The sequence below is a fragment of the Microvirga sp. HS2 genome (assembly GCF_055792805.1).
On the sequence record NZ_JBVVAJ010000025.1, the window covers coordinates 24,053 to 42,296 of the forward strand.

Genomic DNA, 18,244 nt, shown 5'->3' on the forward strand with positions numbered 1-18,244 from the left:
CAGTTTGGCGGGTCAGAAGCAACGAGCAAGGCCACCTGGTTGATGGCCCGGACTAGGTCACCGCCGCGAACGATGATGACAGTGGCGACGACGACCATGGTACCCAAGGCGGTGCTAGGAACCTTGCTCCATAGCCTTTCCGACAGGCCAGCGCTTGTGAAGATCATCGATCGTGAATGCATGGGCATGGGGGCGCCCATGATGCTCTTGGATGTGCGTATCGTCAGGGCTCAGCTCGGGATGCGAATGCTCGATGACCTCAGGATCGGATGCCGGCCACACGCACAAGGCCACGATGACGCCCAGCACCGTGATCAGGCCATGCACCGCGAGCGCAATCGGGATCCCGGCCGTCGCACCTAGCCAGCCCGCCAGGGGATAGGTTAGGAGCGCACAGGCATGCGACAGGGAAAACTGCGCCGCAAACAAGGCCGGACGGTCGGCAGGTTGGGCCGAGCGCCGCAACAGGCGTCCAATGGGGATCTGGACAGCCGAGCGTCCCACGCCGAGCAGTACCCAGGCCATGAGCAGGGCTGGCCAGCTCACCGTTCCGATCCATCCCACCGCGGCGAACGCAAGCAATACGATGCCGAGCAGCCAAGACGCCCAGATCATCACAGTCCGGTCGGACAATTCGTCGAGGATGCGCGGGAGCAGAAACGCGGCGCCCATTGATCCGGCGCCGAAGCAGCCGAGCGCCACCGCAAAGTCGTTGTCGGATCGGCCCAGCACAACGTTGACGATCACGACGGTGTTGACGATGACCATGGTGCTGGCCGTGGCAACCGACAGGTTCAGTGCCATCAGGCCCCGCAAGCGAGGTGTCTTGAGGAAAATGCGCATGCCCCAGGTCGTCTTGTCGAAGATGCCACCCTCGTGCCGGGCATGGGGCTGGCGCGGAAGCGTTACGGACAGCACCAGGGCAGCGGAGCAGAGAAAGCCGATGACGGTGCCGCCAAACAGCCAGTGGAAGCCAACTGCCGTGAGGAGTACCGCCGCAAGGGCGGGACTGAGCAGGCTCTCAAGGTCATAGGCGAGGCGTGAGAGGGACAGGGCGCGGGTGTAATCCTTTTCGTCCGGCAGTACGTCTGGGATGGTGGCCTGGAAGGTCGGCGTGAAGGCTGCCGATGCCGATTGCAACAGGAAGATGAGAACGTAGATTTGCCAGATCTCGGTGATGAACGGCAGCAGCAGCGCCACTGCGGCCCGCGCCAGGTCCATGGATACCAGGAAGGCCCGGCGAGGGAGCTGGTTGGCGAAGGCGCCGACGATGGGTGCCACGCCGACGTAGGCCACCATCTTGATCGCCAGTGCCGCGCCGAGGACCACACCCGCGTTGGCCCCGGCAAGTTCAAAGGCCAGGAGGCCGAGCGCGACTGTCAGGAGGCCCGTACCAACGAGGGCGATGGCCTGCGCAAGGAAGAGGTGGCGATAGGTGCGGTTGGCAAGAACGGTGAGCATGGAAGGACCTTTGGCAACAGCGGGGTGTCGACGGCGGGACCGGACAGAGACCTCTGCGCGCCTTGAGGCAGCCCCTCGTTTAATCCCCTCCTAGGGGATAGGACTTTCGAATGATTCATGCAAGCCATCCTGACATGATCGCCCGCTTGAAGCGGGCGCATGGCCATCTTGCCTCCGTCATCCAGATGATCGAGGCCGGCCGTCCCTGTGTCGACCTCGCCCAGCAGCTCCACGCGGTCGAGAGGGCGATTGCGAATGCCAAGCGCGAGCTGATCCAGGACCACATCGACCATTGTCTGGAGGACGCAGCAGGTCAGGGGACGCATGAGGCCAAGGCTGCGCTCGCTGAGTTCAAGATTCTCACAAGCTGATCTTCCGCCGCTTGTGTGGACACCGGGTCAGCTCGCTTTCGGCTCGGCCGGTTCGGGTCTGGGCGCAGATGATCGCCTCTCACTCAGCCCACCACCTTGCGGGTGGCCAGGCCCAGCACGGCCGCCAAGTCGAGCCAGCCACATGCGGTTGGAGGCCGATGCCGTGAACTCCTGCTGCAGCGGGGTGTGCGCAAGACGCCGGTTCGCTTGAGCCCTTTGGCTCTCCGACCGGGAGCGGCAAGCATAGTAGCCACTGGGCGAGACGCCGAGCGCGCGGCACATGCGCCGCACCGGCCTGGTACGGGCATGCTGCTCGATGAAGCCCAATCTCATTTCGGCACCTCCGCGAAGATGCCGATGGCTTTTAAGCTGTCCCGTTCCATCCGGGTGCGATCCAGCTCGCGCCGCACCCGCGCGATCTCGGCCGCCTGATCGGCTGGCGATGATGGGATCCCGGTGCTTATCGATCCGGCGTTGAACGCCGCCCTGGATCGGGGCGCCGCTCCATGGGCAATAGCTCGCCAGTTCCTGAGCACGGATGGGGCGATCCCCAGCTCAGTCGCGCCCGGGATCAGGACCGCCGCTGCCTGGCTTCAAGTCGATGACATCAGCTCGGGCGATCCTGGGCGGCATCGAGATGGTTCACATGATCCGCAAAAGACAGACGAAGTACGTTCGCGGCTCACGGCTATCCCTCGCCGAGCACTTCTATAGCTCTCCGCAAGTACCCGATACTTCCTCGCCCCGCTCCGGATTTGCGACAGAACCGGCTTCAGGAGGCCGCATCCATGATGGTTGCAAAGGCCTCCTCGGCTGCAATCACAGTAGCCATCTGCACGGTATGAGCGAAGCGGTAAGCATCGCCATAGATCGTCTCGTCCGGGAATTCCGTGATGAGGGTCAGCGGCGTCGGGTGACGTGTCTCGGCAGTCAGCAGGCACGGCACGTCGTTGATGATCTCATAGGGTGTCCCGCCGGAATGAATCGCACAGATTTCAATCTGACGGCGATTGAACTCGGCTAAACCTGGAACCGCCGCCAAACCTCTCGTAACGGCTTCGATCAGCGTTTGCGCCGCAGAAGCCCATGTCGGGTGGTACCGCATGATAAGGAAGAATCCCTTCGGGATCGACCAGAGTTCAAAACCGCGCGGCAGATAGCCCGTAAAGGGCCGGGTCCATTCATGAGCTGGGTACCCATGGAGGTTGATGTGGAGCTGCGCGCCCGACTTTGCGAGCGCTTGGTTGCGTGCGCCGATCTCATAGACTGGATCGTCGCGGCCGAACTCAAGATCGTTCCCCAGAGACGTGTAACGCGCCGCATGGTGCATATGGCGCGGGCTCCCTTCGCAGAGGCGGCCATGCAAAGCGTACCCGTCCGGGTTCTCGACCGGAATATACGCGATGTTAGCCTCAGGCCTTGCGAGCAGCCTGCGCATCGCCCGCAGTGACCCCACGGGAGCGGAGGTTTCGTTGGCATGCTGACCGCTGGTCAGCAGGACAGCCGGGCGTGAGCCGGGGCGGTAGAGACCACGCACGGGGCGCCCTTCACGTGAGCGGCCCTCGAAGGTTTCACCCGGGAGCGCAGCCAGTTCGCGATAGATCTGTGCCAAGTCCGGTGCCGCATGCGCCGTCTCGATATCTTGCTCAGGCCGGGCAGGATCCTGCGGCGGCCCGAAGGGGAGAAGGGCTACCCGTACATGCGCGTCACCGCCGCCAGCACGAATGTCCGGCACGATCTGGCCGGGCTGCAGGCCACGATCCTCCGGCGGGCGGCCCGATTTGTGCTTAAAGAATTCGAGCAGTGAGAAATAGAAATCCTCGTGCAGTGCTTCGCGGGTGCTCATGACTTCGTCGCCGTAGGCGAGAGGCCGCTCGATCCCGGGAATCGTTACATCGATGGAAATCGTTTCCGCATAGGGTTCCTCTGCGGGCCAAGCGTGAGCCATAAGAGCCGTCATGGCCTTCTGAAAAACCTGCTCGAGCTCCGTCTCCAGTGCCTCGTCGACGTCGTCCGCGCCATCGGACCGATTCGTGACCCTGAGCCAGCCGGCCGGGCTGAGATCGGTCTGTTCGAGATGATTCGCGCGCAGACGGTTCGGTGCAAAGACCGTATGCTCCACCAGGCGCCCATCGTCGTACTCAGCATGAACCTGGTAGTTCAGGTTCTCGTCGCCGGGCTCAAAACGCGTCTCGACATTGTCGAGCAAGGCTACGAGTGGGTAAGCTTCCGACAAAAACCGTATTGGATTGGCCTGCGGATGAACGGGGTAACGCACGGTGACGCGCGTTAGACCATCCATGCCGATCTCTTCGAGAAATGCGTGGACGAGAGGCTTGTAGGCACTGCGGATTCGCGCTGTGACGCCGGCCTTCGCCAGAATCTCCTCTGCTTGGCGCCTTTCCGCGTCATCCTCGAAAAGCCACGCTTCGAGGCGCGTTCCAGGCTGGCTCTGCTCCGTCCACTGTCGGACAAGACTGTCGAGAGTGCGGGGAACCTGCGCGTTGAGCAATTCGATCATTTTGAAATTTGTCCTGTAGGATCGAGATAATCGCGCAGCCAGTCGCCCAGGAGGTTGAGGCCGAGCACAGTGAACATGATCGCAAGCCCTGGGAAGACGCTGACCCACCACGCCGATTGGAGATAGGTGCGCCCGTCAGCAAGCATTCCGCCCCAGCTCGGTATCAGAGGATCAACGCCCAAGCCCAGGAAGGTCAGGCTGCTTTCGAGCAGAATGTTGTTGGCTACGTTCAGGGTCATCAGAATGACAATGGGGCCGAGCACGTTGGGCAGAATATGGACGAAGATGATGCGTGCATTGCCGACCCCGATGGCGCGAGCCGAGAGAATGAATTCCCGCTCCCGTAACGCCAGCACGGAACCGCGCACCAAGCGCGCATATTGCACCCATTGCGCCACGATCATGAAGAAGATCACCTTGTCCACGCCGGTGCCCAGAATGGCCAGGAACATGATCGCGATCAGAATGAAGGGCAGCGCCAGCTGAATATCCGCGAAACGCATCAGCAGCATCTCGGTGATGCCCCGGTAGTAGCCCGCGACCAAGCCAATGAGCGTGCCGAGAATGACCGCTCCCAGCACCGAGAGAATGCCGACGGTGAGCGAGATCTTGCCACCGACGATCACCCGCGCCAGGACGTCTCGGCCGAGCGGATCGGTTCCGAGGATATGCGCGGGGTCATGGAATGGCGGCAGGAGGCGCGCCATGAGGTCCATGCTCTCGCCACCGTCCGGAAACAGGAGGGGCGAGAACAGAACGGCAAGGCAGATCCCGCCGGTCAAGATGAGGCCGAGGACGAGCTCGAACGATTTGAAAAACCTGCGCGACGAAGGTGCTGCCTGATCGGTAGCCATCGGCATCACTCCGTCCGGATGCGGGGATCGATCAGCCCGTAGGCGATATCGACTGCAAGATTGATGAGAACGATGAAGAGAGCCAACACCGTAATGGTCCCTTGAAGGACGGGATAGTCGCGTGCCGAAATGGCGTCGAAGGCGAGCGTTCCCATACCGGGCCAGTTGAACACCCGCTCCACGATCACGATGCCGCCGATGAGGCTGCCGAACTGCAAACCGATATAGGTGACGAGCGGAATGGCCGAGTTACGCAGTGCGTGCTTGTAGAGCACAACCCTATCGCGCAAGCCTTTCGAGCGCGCGACCATGATATATTGCTGCGATAGCGTCTCTAACATCGAGGTCCGGACCAAACGCACATTCGTGGCGGTCAGGATGATCCCCATGGTGAGGACCGGCATGATGAAGCTCTCCGGACCTTCCATGCCGCTCGGTGGCAGCAGGCCCAGCACGATGGAGAACAGAAGCACCATCATGATGGCGAGCCAGAAATTCGGGAAGGACAGCCCGATCAGCGACAGGATGCGGATGAGCTGATCGGGCCAGCGGCCACGATTGACCGCCGCATGGACCCCGAGCGGCACTGACAGGGCAATGGAGGCAAGGAGCGACGTGAAGGCGAGGAGCAGCGTCGACGGCAGCGCATGGGCAATCAGCGTCGACACGGGCGTGTTGCCCATGAAGCTGCGCCCGAAATCCCCGACCAGAATCCCCTGCAGGAAGCTCAGGTACTGAACGTAGAACGGGCGCTCGAGGCCCAGAGCCTGCCGGATGTTCTGCAGGTCCTGTTCGGTGACGTTGCCGCCGCCCATCAGCATGATCGCTGGATCTCCCGACAGCCTGATCGCGAAGGAGACGATCAGGGTGACGGCCAGGACCACGAAAACGGCCTGCAACAGTCGTTTGAGGATGAAGCCCGCCATGGGATGATCCTTCGGTCTTGGAAAAACGGCCCCGCTCTCGCGGGGCCCTTTCCGATGTCATGGGCTCAGCAGGCGCCCTCGCAGGGAAAGCGCTCTGGAGAGCAGCTTACTCGACGGTCGTTTCCACGAAGCGGAAGCGTCGATCCGATGGAGCGTCGAAGTTCTTCACCCGCTTGTTCACGCCGTAGATCGTGTTCTGGTTGTAGAGTGGAATCTCGAGAGCCTTGTCGGCCACGTAGCGGGCGATCTCCTGCAGGATCTTTTCGCGTTCCTTCACGTCGTAGATCGAGCGCTGCTTCTCGAGCATTTCGTTCAGCTTGGCATCGTTATCGTACGGGTTCCACTTCTCGCCGGAGTGATACATCAGGTAAGCGGTGTTGTCGTAGTCGAAGGTCCAGCCGCCCCATGCTTGGTGCCACGCTTCGCCGGTCTTGCCGTTCGGGATGATGTCGTTGAGCAGAACCGGCGGCTCGTAGGGCTGCAGCGAAGGCTTGAGGCCGAGCGCCTGCAGGTAGCCGGCTGCAGCCTGAGCGACCTCCCGGAATGTGGCGTCGTTGCCGCGGAAGTCGATCTTGACCGGAGCGCCAGCCGGAACCTTGGCCTGCTGCAGCAGCTGCTTCGCCTTGACGAGGTCGAAGGGCAGCGGCTTCAGGTTCGGGTCATAGCCGAAGGACAGTTCGGACTGGAAGCTCGCGATGGGCTTCGCATGGCCGAGAAGAACGGCTTTGATGATCGCATCGCGGTCGATGCCCATGATCAGCGCCTTGCGGACGTTCTCATCCTTGGTGATGCCGTTCTTGGTGTTGAGACGCAGCGAAACCACTGTTGGGCCGGTGATGCTGATGAGATTGAGATTCGAGCTCTTCTCGACTGTCGGTGCGAGGCCGAAGGGGATGAGTGTCGCCACATCAATGCGGCCCGCCTGGAGCTCGGCGACCTGCGTATTCGCCTCGGAGATGAAGCGGGTCACCACACGGTCGAGCTTGGGCGCGCCGCCCCAATGCTCGGGGAAGGCCTCGACTGTCAAGCTGACCTTCGGATTGTACTCGACGAACTTGAACGGACCGGTGCCGACCGGGTGGGTGTTGAAGTAATCGTCGCCCTTTTCCTGGATGTATTTCGGCGGCACGATCATGGCGCCGTAGCCGGCGAGCTTCGTCAGCAGCACCGGATCCGGCTGCTTCATTACGAAGTCGACCGTGGAATCGTCCACCACCTCGACATGGTCGATGGTGTTGTAGTTCGACTGCTGCGGCCCCTTCTTGCCCTCGTCACCGAGCAGCCGGTCGAACGTGAATTTGACCGCCGCCGCGTTGAAGGGTTCGCCGTTGTGGAACTTCACGTTCTGGCGCAGCTTGAAGCGGATGCGGCTGTTGTTGTCCAGGAACTCCCAGGATGTGGCGAGAGCGGGCTTCAGCTTCATGTCCGCGCCGCGCGCGGTCAACCCGTCATAGATGTTGTTGGCTGCGGAGGACCAGTCCACCAGGAAGGTGTCGATCGGGTCCCAGCTGCCGGGATCGATCGCGACTGCGACCGTGATGGTGTCGGCCGCTTGCGCGCTCGACGCCATCAACGGCGCGAAGGCCACGGCGGCCGTAAGGCCGAGAGCCTTCAGAGTTTTAGCGAATTTCATCCTTGTCTCCCTATGATCAAGAGTCTCACGCCGCGCCCCGAAGCGCCTCGGCTTCGAGCGCTACCCAATGGCCGGGCGCCACCTCGCGCATGCGATGGATAGCCGGCTCCTGCCCCACGGGCCGCACCGGACTCGGGATCTCGCCTTCGATCCTCGCCCTCGCGCGCTCGATGGCCGGATCGGCGATCGGAATCGCCGACAGGAGCTTGCGGGTATAGGAATGCTGCGGGTTCTCGAAGACTGCCTGCCGGGTGCCGAGCTCGACGATCTGGCCGAGATACATCACCGCCACGCGGTGGCTGATCTTTTCCACCACCGCCATGTCGTGCGTGATGAAGAGATAGGATAGGCCCCTCTTCTCCTGCAGTTCCATCAGCAGATTGACGATCTGCGCCTGGATCGACACATCGAGCGCGGAAACCGACTCGTCGGCGATGATCAGCCTCGGGTTGCTCGCCAGCGCCCGTGCGATGCACACGCGCTGCCGCTGGCCGCCCGAGAACTCGTGCGGGTAGCGCTTGGCATGCTGGGGCTGCAGGCCGACCTGCTCCAGCAGCTCATGCACCCGGCGCTCGATCTCTTTGCGGTCCTTGATCAGGCCGTGCACCAGGATCGGCTCGGCGATGCTGTAGCCTACCGTGCGGCGCGGATCGAGCGAGGCGAAGGGATCCTGAAAGATGTACTGGATCTCCTGCCGCAGGCGCCGGCGCTCCGCTTGGCTCATCGAGGCCATGTCCCGCCCATCGAAGCGCACAATGCCGCCCGTCGGCTCGACGAGCTGCTGAAGCGTACGGCCGATGGTGGACTTGCCGGAGCCGGATTCGCCCACGAGCGCCAGGGTCTCGCCCGGATAGATCTCGAAGCTCACTTCCTCTACCGCGTGGACGCGATGGGTTACGCGGCCGAAGAAGGATTTGCCGACGTCGAAGCGCGTGGTGAGCTTCTCCACCTGAAGCAGCGGGTTCGTATAATCGGCGGTATCCTGGATGTGCGTCTCACCGACCTGTTTCGGTGCGCCGTGATCCAACACCATCACCGGCATGCGCTTCGGATATGGCTGCCCTTTCAGGCTGCCGAGCCGCGGCACGGCGGAAAGCAGCGCGCGGGTATAGGGATGCTGCGGGGCGGCGAAGATGTCCCGCACCGGCGCCTGCTCCACCTTCTCGCCCTTCCACATCACCACCACGTCGTCGGCCATCTCGGCGACCACGCCCATGTCATGGGTGATGAAGATGACGGCCATGCCCATTTCCTGCTGCAGATCCCGGATGATGTTGAGGATCTGGGCCTGGATCGTCACGTCGAGCGCCGTGGTCGGCTCGTCGGCAATGAGCAGCTTCGGGTTGCAGGCCAAGGCCATCGCAATCATCACACGCTGGCGCATGCCGCCGGACAGCTGATGCGGATAGCGCTCCAGCAGCCTGTCCGCATCCGGCAGGCGTACCTTCTGCAGAAGCTCCTTCGCGCGCAGATGCGCCTCGCGCGCGGTCAGTCTCTCGTGCAGAAGAAGTGCTTCCTCAATCTGGTTGCCGATGGTGAAGACGGGATTGAGCGACGTCATCGGTTCCTGGAAGATCATCGCGATGTCGTTACCACGGATCGCCCGGAGCTGATCGTCGGCGGCCCTGACCAGATCCAGGGCCTCGCCGGCGGAAGGCTGAAAGATCACCTCCCCGCCCGCAATACGCCCGCCCGTGTAGTCTGTCAGGCGCATGATCGCCAGCGACGTGACGGATTTGCCGGATCCGGACTCGCCCACGACCGCCAGGGTCTGTCCCGGCTGAACATCGAAGCTGACATTCTTGACGGCGCGAAAGGCCCCCGGCCCGCCGCCGAATTCGACCGACAAAGACCTGACTGACAAGAGCGGGGCGTTTTGAGGTCCGAGGTTGGCTGAATGATCCGACATCAATCCATGCTCATTGGAAAGCGCTAGTCCCGCACAAGCGAGGTTAGTACCTCTCTAAGACCTGTCCCAGATCACAGCTGTGGCCATGGACGTCAAGTCCCGTTTGCCCGGGTTTGGGGCAATATTCAGAAATGATAAGCCTATTGCCCTCTCAGATGCCACATTTTGTTATGCAGTCACCCAATCGACTATGCCTGTCAGCGGCTCAGGCTTGCCGTCCTGGGTCATAGCCGCGCAGGAAGCGGGCGCTCCCATCGAGTTGATTCTGGCCCGGCGGCCTTAGGATGCGACCCTATAGCAGAGGCGACAGAAGCCGGGCGACGGAGTCCCGCAATCGGAGCAGACCGGAACGGCGCCGGTATTCGGCCGGATCGAAGGAGAAGCAGTCGCGGAGATCCTGTTCGAACGCCGCCTCCAGCTCCTGTGCGAGCCGCGTGTCGTAGATCACCGCATTGAGTTCGTAATTGATGCTGAAGCTGCGGATGTCGAGGTTGGCCGAGCCGATGGAGCAGACCTCGCCGTCGATGCTGAGCGTCTTGGAATGCAGGTAGCCTTTCCTATATAGGTGGACCCGCGCCCCGGCAGCCGCGACTTCGGCCAGGTAGGTATTCGCGGCCCAGTACGGCGTCTGGTTCAGCCCCTCGCCGCGGTTGCTCACCATCACGTCGACAGCAATGCCGGCCAGCGCCGCCGCCTTGAGCGCCTCCGCGATGGTTGCGTCGAGGATAAAGAACGGCGTCTGCAGCCGCAGACTGCGTTGGGCTGACATGATCATGGCAAAGTACAGCTGGCGGATCGCTCGCCACTCTGAATCCGGACCGGAGGTCAGGATCTGTACCGGCACATATCCATCGCTTGCGCTTGGGTCCTCCGTTGTTGGGGGCGGCAGCCCATTGGCAAGCGACGGGAAGCGATCAGCCGCGAAGAGGTCCTCGCCCGTTGCGTTGTACCAGTCAACGAAGAATACCACCAGCAGAGCTGCCGCCGCCTCCCCTTCGAAGCGAACCTGCGTGTCCCGCCAATTGTCGAAGGTGGGACCGCCATCGAGATGCTCCTGGCCGATGTTCATACCGCCCGTGTAGCCAACCTGCCCATCGATCACGGTGATCTTACGGTGGTTGCGGTAGGAGATCGTATGGAGCCAGTAAAGCGCCGACACCGGCGCCCATTTCACGCCGCCTTGGCTGAGCTCGCGTTTGTAGCGGTGGGTAAGGCGGAACAGTGACCCGAAGGGGTCATAGAGCAGGCGCACCTCGACGCCTTGGGCGGCCCGCTCGATCAGGATCGCCTTGAGCTCGCGCGTGAAGGCGTCGTCGGCCCAGGTGTAAAACTGGAGATAGATCGTTTGCCGCGCCCTTCTCAGGTCCTCCATCAGATTGGGGTAGAACGTGGATGCATCCTGCTGGATGGCGACTCGGTTGTGTGTTGTCAGGGCGGAATGTGAGTTGCGTCGCACCAACGACATGAGCCGCCTGCGAACCGGACTCTGGGTCTCGAGTCTGCTGATCTCGGCGTCCTGACGGGCGAGGAACTGCTTCAACAGCGGCGCGGCGGTCCCCTTCAGATTCTGGCGCGCCAGCTTGCTCTGCCGGCTGAATGCCTTTCGGTCGCGTCCGAACAGGACGTAGATGACAAGTCCGATACCCGGCAGGGTCAGAAACAGCAGCATCCACGCGAGGGTCGCCTGAGGGCGCCGGTTCTCCAGAAGGATGAAGACGCCGGTGAGCAGCGCATAGGCCGCGAAGAACCACCCGAGGGCCGCCGTCCAGGTCATCCTGTCCTCCCCCAGGTCGCCGGCACCATCTTCGATGCGGCCCCGGGATGTGGGGCGACGGTGAGCTCCCGTGGATCCTGCGGCCCATCATAGGAGCCGGAAAGTCGCCCCGGCAGGACAACCCGGGCCAATGCCCGGGGTTCAGTCCGGGGCCTAGCTCATTCGGACAGGGGCCTCGCTCTTCCATCCGTCTCTGTATTGTGTCGGCGAAACGGAAGGCGAGTGGATTTGGCGTCTCTCAGGGGACGTAATGTAGGCCAGATACCACCGGACGCACAGAAGGACGGCCGAACGATCAAATTACCTGTCCTTGAATACCCGCTCCTCCTCTACTGAGACCGCCATTCCAGAAATGAAACTATGGAACAAAAGTTTGCGATAGAGCCATCTTGCGGTACCATGTATCAGCGAAATTGACGGATGGACGGCTCATGGAGGCCATCACGTTCTCCACCAGCGAGGGACACGCGGAGTTATCGCCGGAACGTGGGGCCGTGGCATGGTGCTTCAGCCCCGAGGATGTTCACGACAGCCTCGTCGTTCTTAGAAATCTCGAAGGCCTAGCGGGCCGTCTGGCCTGTGAGAATGCGACCGACGCCGAGATTCAGGTGGTGTGGAAGCTGCATGGTCGCGTGATGGACACGTCTACCCGACACAACCGACTGCCCTAATTCAAGCTCAACCAGCGTATCCATTCGACTATCCTTCGCCTCTCGAAGAACAAGGCGGTGGCCTCCTGCGTGCACGGCATTTTCCAAGCCCGGCTGCGGCGGATCAGCGACATCGGAAGCGGAGGCACGGAAAAGCGGACCAGCGCGGTCGTCGAGCGCCTATCCCGCGTGCTGGCGGCGCACTTGATGAAAACCTGGGAGCGCGGCAAAAGAGTCATCCGACGGTAAAACCCTGTCGTGCCACCGGCTTGAGACCTGGACGGCGCGGACGATCCTTGTCTCACCTGCTTCGAGGTCCTCCAAATGAGCGATGAGAGCCAAGTCCGGGAAACCATCTGCCGCTTCGGCCGCTCCCTGTTCGAGCGCGGCCTGACTGCCGGATCATCAGGGAACATCTCGATCCGCCTCGAGGATGGGGGCTGGCTGACGACGCCCACGAATAGCTCCCTCGGTTTCCTCGATCCGGTCGGCATAAGCCGCCTTGATAAGGACGGACGGCTTCTCTCCGGGGATAGGCCGACCAAGGAACTACCGCTTCATATGGCTCTTTACGCCACCCGTCGCGATGCAGGCGCCATCGTGCATCTGCACTCCACCCACTCCGTTGCGGTTTCGATGCTCCCGGATTTGAACCCGGCAGACGTCCTTCCACCAATGACCGCCTATTACCTGATGCGCGTGGGACGCACGGCCCTCGTGCCCTATTACCGCCCGGGCGACCCTGCCGTGGCCGGTGCGATCCGCGGGCTTGCGGGACGATACACCTCCGTTCTTCTCGCCAATCACGGCCCCGTCGTCGCAGGCAAGGACCTGGAGGCCGCCGTCTATGCCATGGAGGAACTGGAAGAGACGGCCAAACTCCATCTTCTCCTGCGCGGCCTCAATCCGCGCCTCCTGACCCACGCTCAGGTGCGCGATCTTGTCGATCATTTCGGGCTTGACGAGGCGCTAGCCGCGAATGGTGCGGCAAGCCCAGAGAATTCCTGCACCGAGCCTCACATCCATTCCCACAAATGCGGATAAACCGATGCCCCGTTTCTCGGCCAATCTCGGATTTCTCTTTTCTGACCACTCCGAACTGAACCGCATAGCAGCCGCGGCCGCCGCCGGCTTCAAGGCCGTCGAGATGCATTGGCCCTATCAGATCCCGGCTTCTGCCACGCGCGACGCCCTTGAGAAGAACGGGTTGACCATGCTTGGCCTGAATACGCCCGTGGGGAATGCATCTGCAGGCGATTTCGGCCTAGGAGCCCAACCCGGACGGGAGGGCGAGTTCCAGCAGGCCGTGGATCAGGCCCTTTCCTATGGATCGGAGATCGGCGCCGGTGCGGTTCACTGCATGGCCGGAATCGTGCCGCCAGATGATCTTGCAGCGGCCGAGCGGGCATTTGTCGACAATCTGACGATCGCATCCGATAAGGCGGCGCGCGCCGGCATGACGATCCTTCTCGAGCCCATCAACCACCGCGACAAACCGGGCTACTTTCTCTCCCGCATCGAGCAGGCGGCGTCCATCATCGAGCAGGTGGGCCGCTCCAATGTGAAGATCATGTTCGACTGCTATCATACGCAGATCATGCAGGGGGATCTGACCCGCCGTCTCGAAACTTATATCAAGCTCATCGGGCACGTGCAGATCGCGGCCGTACCCAGCCGCGCAGAGCCGGATGAAGGCGAGGTCAACTACGTCGAGATCTGCCGGGCGCTCGACCGGATGGGATACGACGGGTGGATCGGCGCCGAGTACAAGCCGCGCGGACGCACGGAAGACGGCCTAGGCTGGCTCTCGGCCTGGTCGAGTAACCGCACCGCAACGAACCTCGATGGGAGCAGCGCATGAAACTTGGATGCATCGCCGACGATCTGACGGGAGCGACCGACCTCGCACTCATGCTCGCCCGCGAAGGACTGCAGACGGTTCAGACGATTGGCGTTCCGGGACCGGACGTGGACCTGTCCAGGGCGGATGCCGTCGTCGTTGCCCTGAAGTCGAGGACCATCCCGGCACCGGAGGCTGTCGAGCAGTCCCTGGCCGCAGCGGAGGCCCTGCGCAAGGCGGGAGCACAACACTTCTTCTTCAAGTATTGCTCCACGTTCGACTCCACGGACGAGGGCAATATCGGACCTGTCACGGAAGCGCTCATCGCCCTCACGGACAGTCCCTTCACCCTCGCCTGCCCCGCGTTTCCCGCCAATGGCCGAACAGTCTACAAGGGGCACCTGTTCGTCAACGGCGTGCCGCTGCATGAGAGCAGCATGAGAGATCATCCGCTCACGCCCATGCGCGATTCGAACCTCGTGCGGGTTCTGCAGCGGCAGACAAAGCTCTCGATCGGCCTCGTAGCCTTCGAGGATGTCGAGGCGGGGCCTGATGCCATTCGCGCGGCCTTCGAGCGCGAGAAGTCCGCAGGACATCGGATCGTGATCGTCGATGCGCTGACCGACCACCATCTGCGCTCGATTGGTCTGGCGGCGGCCGACCTGCCGCTCATCACGGGAGGGTCGGGAGTTGCCATGGGATTGCCCGCAGCCTATCGCGGAGACAAGCCGTCCGTTTCACCCTCGACCGACAGCAGGTTCGATGCGCCCCAGGGACGGGCGATCATCCTGGCTGGTTCCTGCTCCAGCGCCACCAACCAGCAGGTTGAAATCGCAATCTCGCGGGGTGTTCCCGCCTTTCGCCTCGATCCCATGTCGCTCGCCTCCGGTGAGCTCACCGCACGAACCGCTCTCGATTGGCTGTCCGCGCAGGAGGCCGATGGTCCTGCTCTGATCTACTCGACGGCGACACCCCGCGAGGTGCAGGACGTTCAACACAAACTCGGTCGTATGAACGCGGGCGCGATCGTCGAGCATACCCTCGCGGAGATCGCCCGTGCTCTCCCGGCGCTCGGGTTCACGCGGATGATCGTCGCTGGCGGCGAAACATCGGGAGCGGTCGTGCAGGCTCTCGGCGTGAAGGCACTCGCCATCGGCCCTGAAATTGACCCAGGCGTTCCATGGACGCGGACGCTCGGAAACGATGATCTCGTCCTCGCGCTCAAGTCCGGCAACTTCGGAGCTCCGGACTTCTTCCTGAAAGCATGGAGCATGCTTCGGTAAAGCCGTGCCCTGGGCGGACTCTTCCGCCCGCTGAGATCAAGGACAACGCGGCGATGCTGTCGTGCACATCCGCCGGATCTCATCGGCGACGCGATCCGCTGTGATACCGAAATGGGCATACAGATCCGCGACAGCGCCGGAAGCCCCGAACCCGCTCATGCCGACGAATCCGCCATCCTCGCCCACATAGCGCTCCCATCCCTGTCGGATGCCTGCCTCGACGGCCACACGCACCGTATTCCTGCCGATGACCTGGCTCCGGTACTCGTTATCTTGAAGCTCGAACAGCTCCCAACTCGGCATCGACACGACAGCTGTTGGTATTCCATTAGCTTGGAGCATTGCGCGCGCTTTCGAAGCGATTGCGACCTCCGACCCTGTTGCCAGGATAGTGGCGCGTCTTGGCCCTCCCTCTGCATCCAGGAGCACATATGCTCCACGACGGGATAGATTCTCGGCAGTGTCAGTCAAACGAACTGGTTCGAGAGGTTGGCGTGCGAACATCAGCGCGCAGGGGCCGGAGCAATGTTCCATTGCGATTTCCCAGCACTCCGCCGCCTCCACGGCATCGGCAGGGCGCAGAACGAGCATATTCGGCATCGCCCGGAACGAGGCAAGGAACTCCACGGGCTGATGGGTGGGGCCATTTGTGCCTATTCCAATGGAATCATGGCTGAATATGTATTTGACCGGTAGGCCCATAAGGGCCGACATCCGCATCGCCGCTCGATTGTAATCGGTGAACACCAGGTAAGTGACGCCTATCGGTACAACCCCCCCATGAGCGGCCATGCCGTTCAGCATCGATGCCATCGCGTGCTCCCGCACGCCGTAATGAACGTAGCGCCCCTTCCTGTCTCCTGCAGAAAAGGCCGATAGGCTACGCTTGTGGAGTGTCGCTCCCTCGAGATCAGGTGCGCCAGAGACGAGCTCGGGTATCGCCTTGGCCAGGAGATCCTGGATCTCCCCGGAAATCTTGTATCCGTGGTCCGCGTATCCGCTCCTGGCCGCCTCCTGCTTGAACGTGTGCAGCGCGGTCTCCCACCCGTCGGGCAGGCGCCCCTCCCGGAGGCGGTCGAATTCCCGGCGTTTTTCGGGGGGCATGGCATCGACTCGGGATTGCCACTCCTTCTGCTCCGCAGTCCCCCTCCTCCCGGCCTCGCGCCAAGCAGACAGAACCTTGTCTGGAAAATCGAAGGGCGCGTGCGTCCAATCGAGGGATTTGCGCGCTGCATCGGTGTCCTCCTTGAAAATCCGGCCACCGTGAGCGGCACGCTGGCCCTCCACTCTGGGTATTCCGCGCCCGATCATCGTCGTGCAGGCAATCACCGATGGGCGAGGATCCTCCTTGGTTCGTGCAAGAGCCGCGGAGACAGCTTCGATGTCGTGACCGTCGACCGCCTGAACATGCCAGTTGCTGGCACGAAACCGCGCCGCGATGTCGTCGGACCACGCGAGTGCGATATCGCCGTCATCCGTGATCCGATTGTCATCCCACAGGAACGTGAGCTTGCCGAGCTGCAGATGCCCCGCGAGAGAGATAACCTCCTGCCCGACACCCTCGTGCAGACATCCATCACCGACCAGAGCATAGGTGCGGTGGTCGACGATCCCTGGACCGAACCATGCGCTCAGGAACGCCTCCGCCAGGGCCATGCCGGCGGCATTGGCAATGCCTTGTCCGAGGAGGCCTGTTGTCACCTCGATTCCTGCGGCCGGGTCATATTCGGGATGACCTGCGCAGTGGGAACCAAGCACGCGAAAGCGCTTGATCTCATCCAAGGTGATCTTTTCATATCCTGTGAGGTACAGCAGGGAATAGATGAGCATCGAGCCATGTCCGTTCGACTGCACGAAGCGGTCGCGGTCGAACCATGACGGGTCCGCAGCATTGAACTTCAAATGGCGGGTGAAGAGTGCGGTAACGATGTCGGCTGCGCCGAGCGGGGTTCCGGGATGGCCCTCGCATGCTCGCTCGATAGCATCCATGGACAGGAAGCGTATCGCATTGGCCATCAAGCGGGGATTGACGCTCGTCATTACCAGAAAGCCTTGTCTCTTATGACTGGGACCGATCGGTTCCATTCATCGCGTGGTAGGTGCGGATCACCTGGCTGTCGTCGGCGGCGCCTTCTCCGCGCCCTGAAGCCGCCAGAAAAAGCTGATGAGCAACCGCCGCGAGAGGCAGCGCCGCTTTGGCATCCCGTCCCGCCTCCAGCACGATGCCGAGGTCCTTGACGAATATATCCACTGCGCTTGTAACCATGGGCTCGGTTTCCAGCATCCTCGGCCCGCGATCCTTCAACATCCAACTCGAAGCGGCGGAGCCGCTCATGATTTCCAGCAGGATCCTGAGATCGACGCCAACCTTTTCAGCCAAGGCGAAAGCCTCGGCGACGACCGCAATATGCACGCCGCACAGGAGCTGGTTCACGGTCTTGACGACGGCTCCCTGGCCGGGTCTCTCGCCCACATGGAAGACCTTGTCTCCCATTGCATCCAGCACCGGCTTTACCGTCTCGAAGGTCTCCTGCGGCGCCGCCGCCATGATGGTGAGCGTGGCCCCAGCGGCACCCACCACCCCACCGGATACCGGGGCGTCGACGAAGTGGCGCCCGGTTGCCTGGACGCGTGCGGCAAGCGCCTCGACCGAGCCGGGCGCGCAAGTTGCCATCAACACGACGGTGCTGCCACGGGGAAGCGCGTCCAGGCCTCCGTCAGCGAAGAGCACCGCTTCTGCCTGAGCCGCATTCACCACCATCATGATCAGGACATCCGCTCCGGCTGCCGCTTTGGCCGCGGCATCTGAGGGAATTCCCCCCGCGCGTTCGAAAGTTCCGAGGGCTTTCGGATTCAGGTCGTATCCAGCGACCGTGAAGCCCCTCGCCACAAGGTTCGTGGCCATCGGAAGTCCCATGGCGCCAAGGCCGATGAAAGCAACGCGTTTCATGCCGTTTGTCCTACCTTTGATGGTCTACCCATTGTCGGCTTCGCTCACTTCGACCACAGAACATGCGTTCGA

Annotated in this window: 13 protein-coding genes and 2 pseudogenes; 5 read left to right on the plus strand and 10 right to left on the minus strand. The window is 62.3% G+C overall.

Annotated features, from left to right (window positions below):
* Nucleotides 1–114: 114 nt before the first annotated feature.
* Nucleotides 115–1,461 (minus strand): MFS transporter, encoded by a 1,347-nt coding sequence (locus ACS5Q0_RS19355; protein WP_473128281.1) that lies wholly within the window; start codon nucleotides 1,459–1,461, stop codon nucleotides 115–117.
* 110 nt (nucleotides 1,462–1,571) lie between these two features.
* Between ACS5Q0_RS19355 and ACS5Q0_RS19360 the strand changes: the two genes are divergently transcribed.
* Nucleotides 1,572–1,832, plus strand: a complete 261-nt coding sequence (locus ACS5Q0_RS19360) for a metal-sensing transcriptional repressor (protein WP_473128282.1) — start codon at nucleotides 1,572–1,574, stop codon at nucleotides 1,830–1,832.
* A gap of 192 nt (nucleotides 1,833–2,024) precedes the next feature.
* Here the strand turns inward: ACS5Q0_RS19360 and ACS5Q0_RS19365 are convergent.
* A pseudogene (locus ACS5Q0_RS19365) lies at nucleotides 2,025–2,395 on the minus strand (IS3 family transposase); the annotation flags it as partial.
* 17 nt (nucleotides 2,396–2,412) lie between these two features.
* Between ACS5Q0_RS19365 and ACS5Q0_RS19370 the strand changes: the two are divergent.
* A pseudogene (locus tag ACS5Q0_RS19370) lies at nucleotides 2,413–2,541 on the plus strand (IS6 family transposase); the annotation flags it as partial.
* A 63-nt stretch (nucleotides 2,542–2,604) separates the two neighbouring features.
* On the opposite strand, the gene ACS5Q0_RS19375 reads toward ACS5Q0_RS19370, so the two are convergent.
* From ACS5Q0_RS19375 to cls, 6 genes are all read right to left on the minus strand, one after another.
* The gene (locus ACS5Q0_RS19375) at nucleotides 2,605–4,353 is read right to left on the minus strand and encodes a M14 family metallopeptidase (protein WP_473128283.1); all 1,749 of its coding nucleotides are present in this window, start codon (nucleotides 4,351–4,353) and stop codon (nucleotides 2,605–2,607) included.
* A complete protein-coding gene (locus tag ACS5Q0_RS19380) occupies nucleotides 4,350–5,207 on the minus strand; it encodes an ABC transporter permease (protein WP_473128284.1) in 858 nt (285 codons plus the stop codon). The genes ACS5Q0_RS19375 and ACS5Q0_RS19380 overlap by 4 nt, the downstream gene beginning before the upstream one ends.
* A 5-nt stretch (nucleotides 5,208–5,212) precedes the next feature.
* Complete coding sequence (locus ACS5Q0_RS19385; protein WP_473128285.1) at nucleotides 5,213–6,133, minus strand: ABC transporter permease; 921 nt, start codon at nucleotides 6,131–6,133, stop codon at nucleotides 5,213–5,215.
* Between the two features lie 106 nt (nucleotides 6,134–6,239).
* Nucleotides 6,240–7,766 (minus strand): ABC transporter substrate-binding protein, encoded by a 1,527-nt coding sequence (locus ACS5Q0_RS19390; RefSeq protein WP_473128286.1) that lies wholly within the window; start codon nucleotides 7,764–7,766, stop codon nucleotides 6,240–6,242.
* Between the two features lie 25 nt (nucleotides 7,767–7,791).
* Nucleotides 7,792–9,675 carry an ABC transporter ATP-binding protein gene (locus tag ACS5Q0_RS19395; RefSeq protein WP_473128287.1) on the minus strand — a complete coding sequence of 628 codons (1,884 nt, stop codon included), beginning with the start codon at nucleotides 9,673–9,675 and terminating at the stop codon, nucleotides 7,792–7,794.
* 292 nt (nucleotides 9,676–9,967) lie between these two features.
* Nucleotides 9,968–11,449 carry a cardiolipin synthase gene (gene cls / locus ACS5Q0_RS19400; RefSeq protein WP_473128288.1) on the minus strand — a complete coding sequence of 494 codons (1,482 nt, stop codon included), beginning with the start codon at nucleotides 11,447–11,449 and terminating at the stop codon, nucleotides 9,968–9,970.
* Between the two features lie 974 nt (nucleotides 11,450–12,423).
* On the opposite strand from cls, the gene otnC reads away from it, so the two are divergent.
* Genes otnC through otnK form a run of 3 tightly spaced genes read left to right on the plus strand, consistent with a single transcriptional unit; the run spans nucleotide 12,424 to nucleotide 15,222 of the window.
* Nucleotides 12,424–13,143, plus strand: a complete 720-nt coding sequence (otnC, locus tag ACS5Q0_RS19405; RefSeq protein ID WP_473128289.1) for a 3-oxo-tetronate 4-phosphate decarboxylase — start codon at nucleotides 12,424–12,426, stop codon at nucleotides 13,141–13,143.
* 4 nt (nucleotides 13,144–13,147) lie between these two features.
* Complete coding sequence (locus tag ACS5Q0_RS19410; protein ID WP_473128290.1) at nucleotides 13,148–13,960, plus strand: hydroxypyruvate isomerase family protein; 813 nt, start codon at nucleotides 13,148–13,150, stop codon at nucleotides 13,958–13,960.
* Complete coding sequence (otnK, locus tag ACS5Q0_RS19415; protein ID WP_473128291.1) at nucleotides 13,957–15,222, plus strand: 3-oxo-tetronate kinase; 1,266 nt, start codon at nucleotides 13,957–13,959, stop codon at nucleotides 15,220–15,222. The genes ACS5Q0_RS19410 and otnK overlap by 4 nt, the downstream gene beginning before the upstream one ends.
* Nucleotides 15,223–15,258: 36 nt before the next feature.
* Here otnK and tkt read toward each other — a convergent pair whose 3' ends face one another.
* Together tkt and ACS5Q0_RS19425 are read right to left on the minus strand one after the other, a co-directional pair.
* Entirely contained in the window at nucleotides 15,259–17,238 is a 1,980-nt protein-coding gene (tkt, locus tag ACS5Q0_RS19420; protein ID WP_473128292.1) for a transketolase, read from the minus strand.
* Nucleotides 17,239–17,281: 43 nt separating this feature from the next.
* Nucleotides 17,282–18,172, minus strand: coding sequence for an NAD(P)-dependent oxidoreductase (locus ACS5Q0_RS19425; RefSeq protein ID WP_473128293.1), 891 nt, complete (start codon nucleotides 18,170–18,172; stop codon nucleotides 17,282–17,284).
* Nucleotides 18,173–18,244 lie beyond the last annotated feature (72 nt).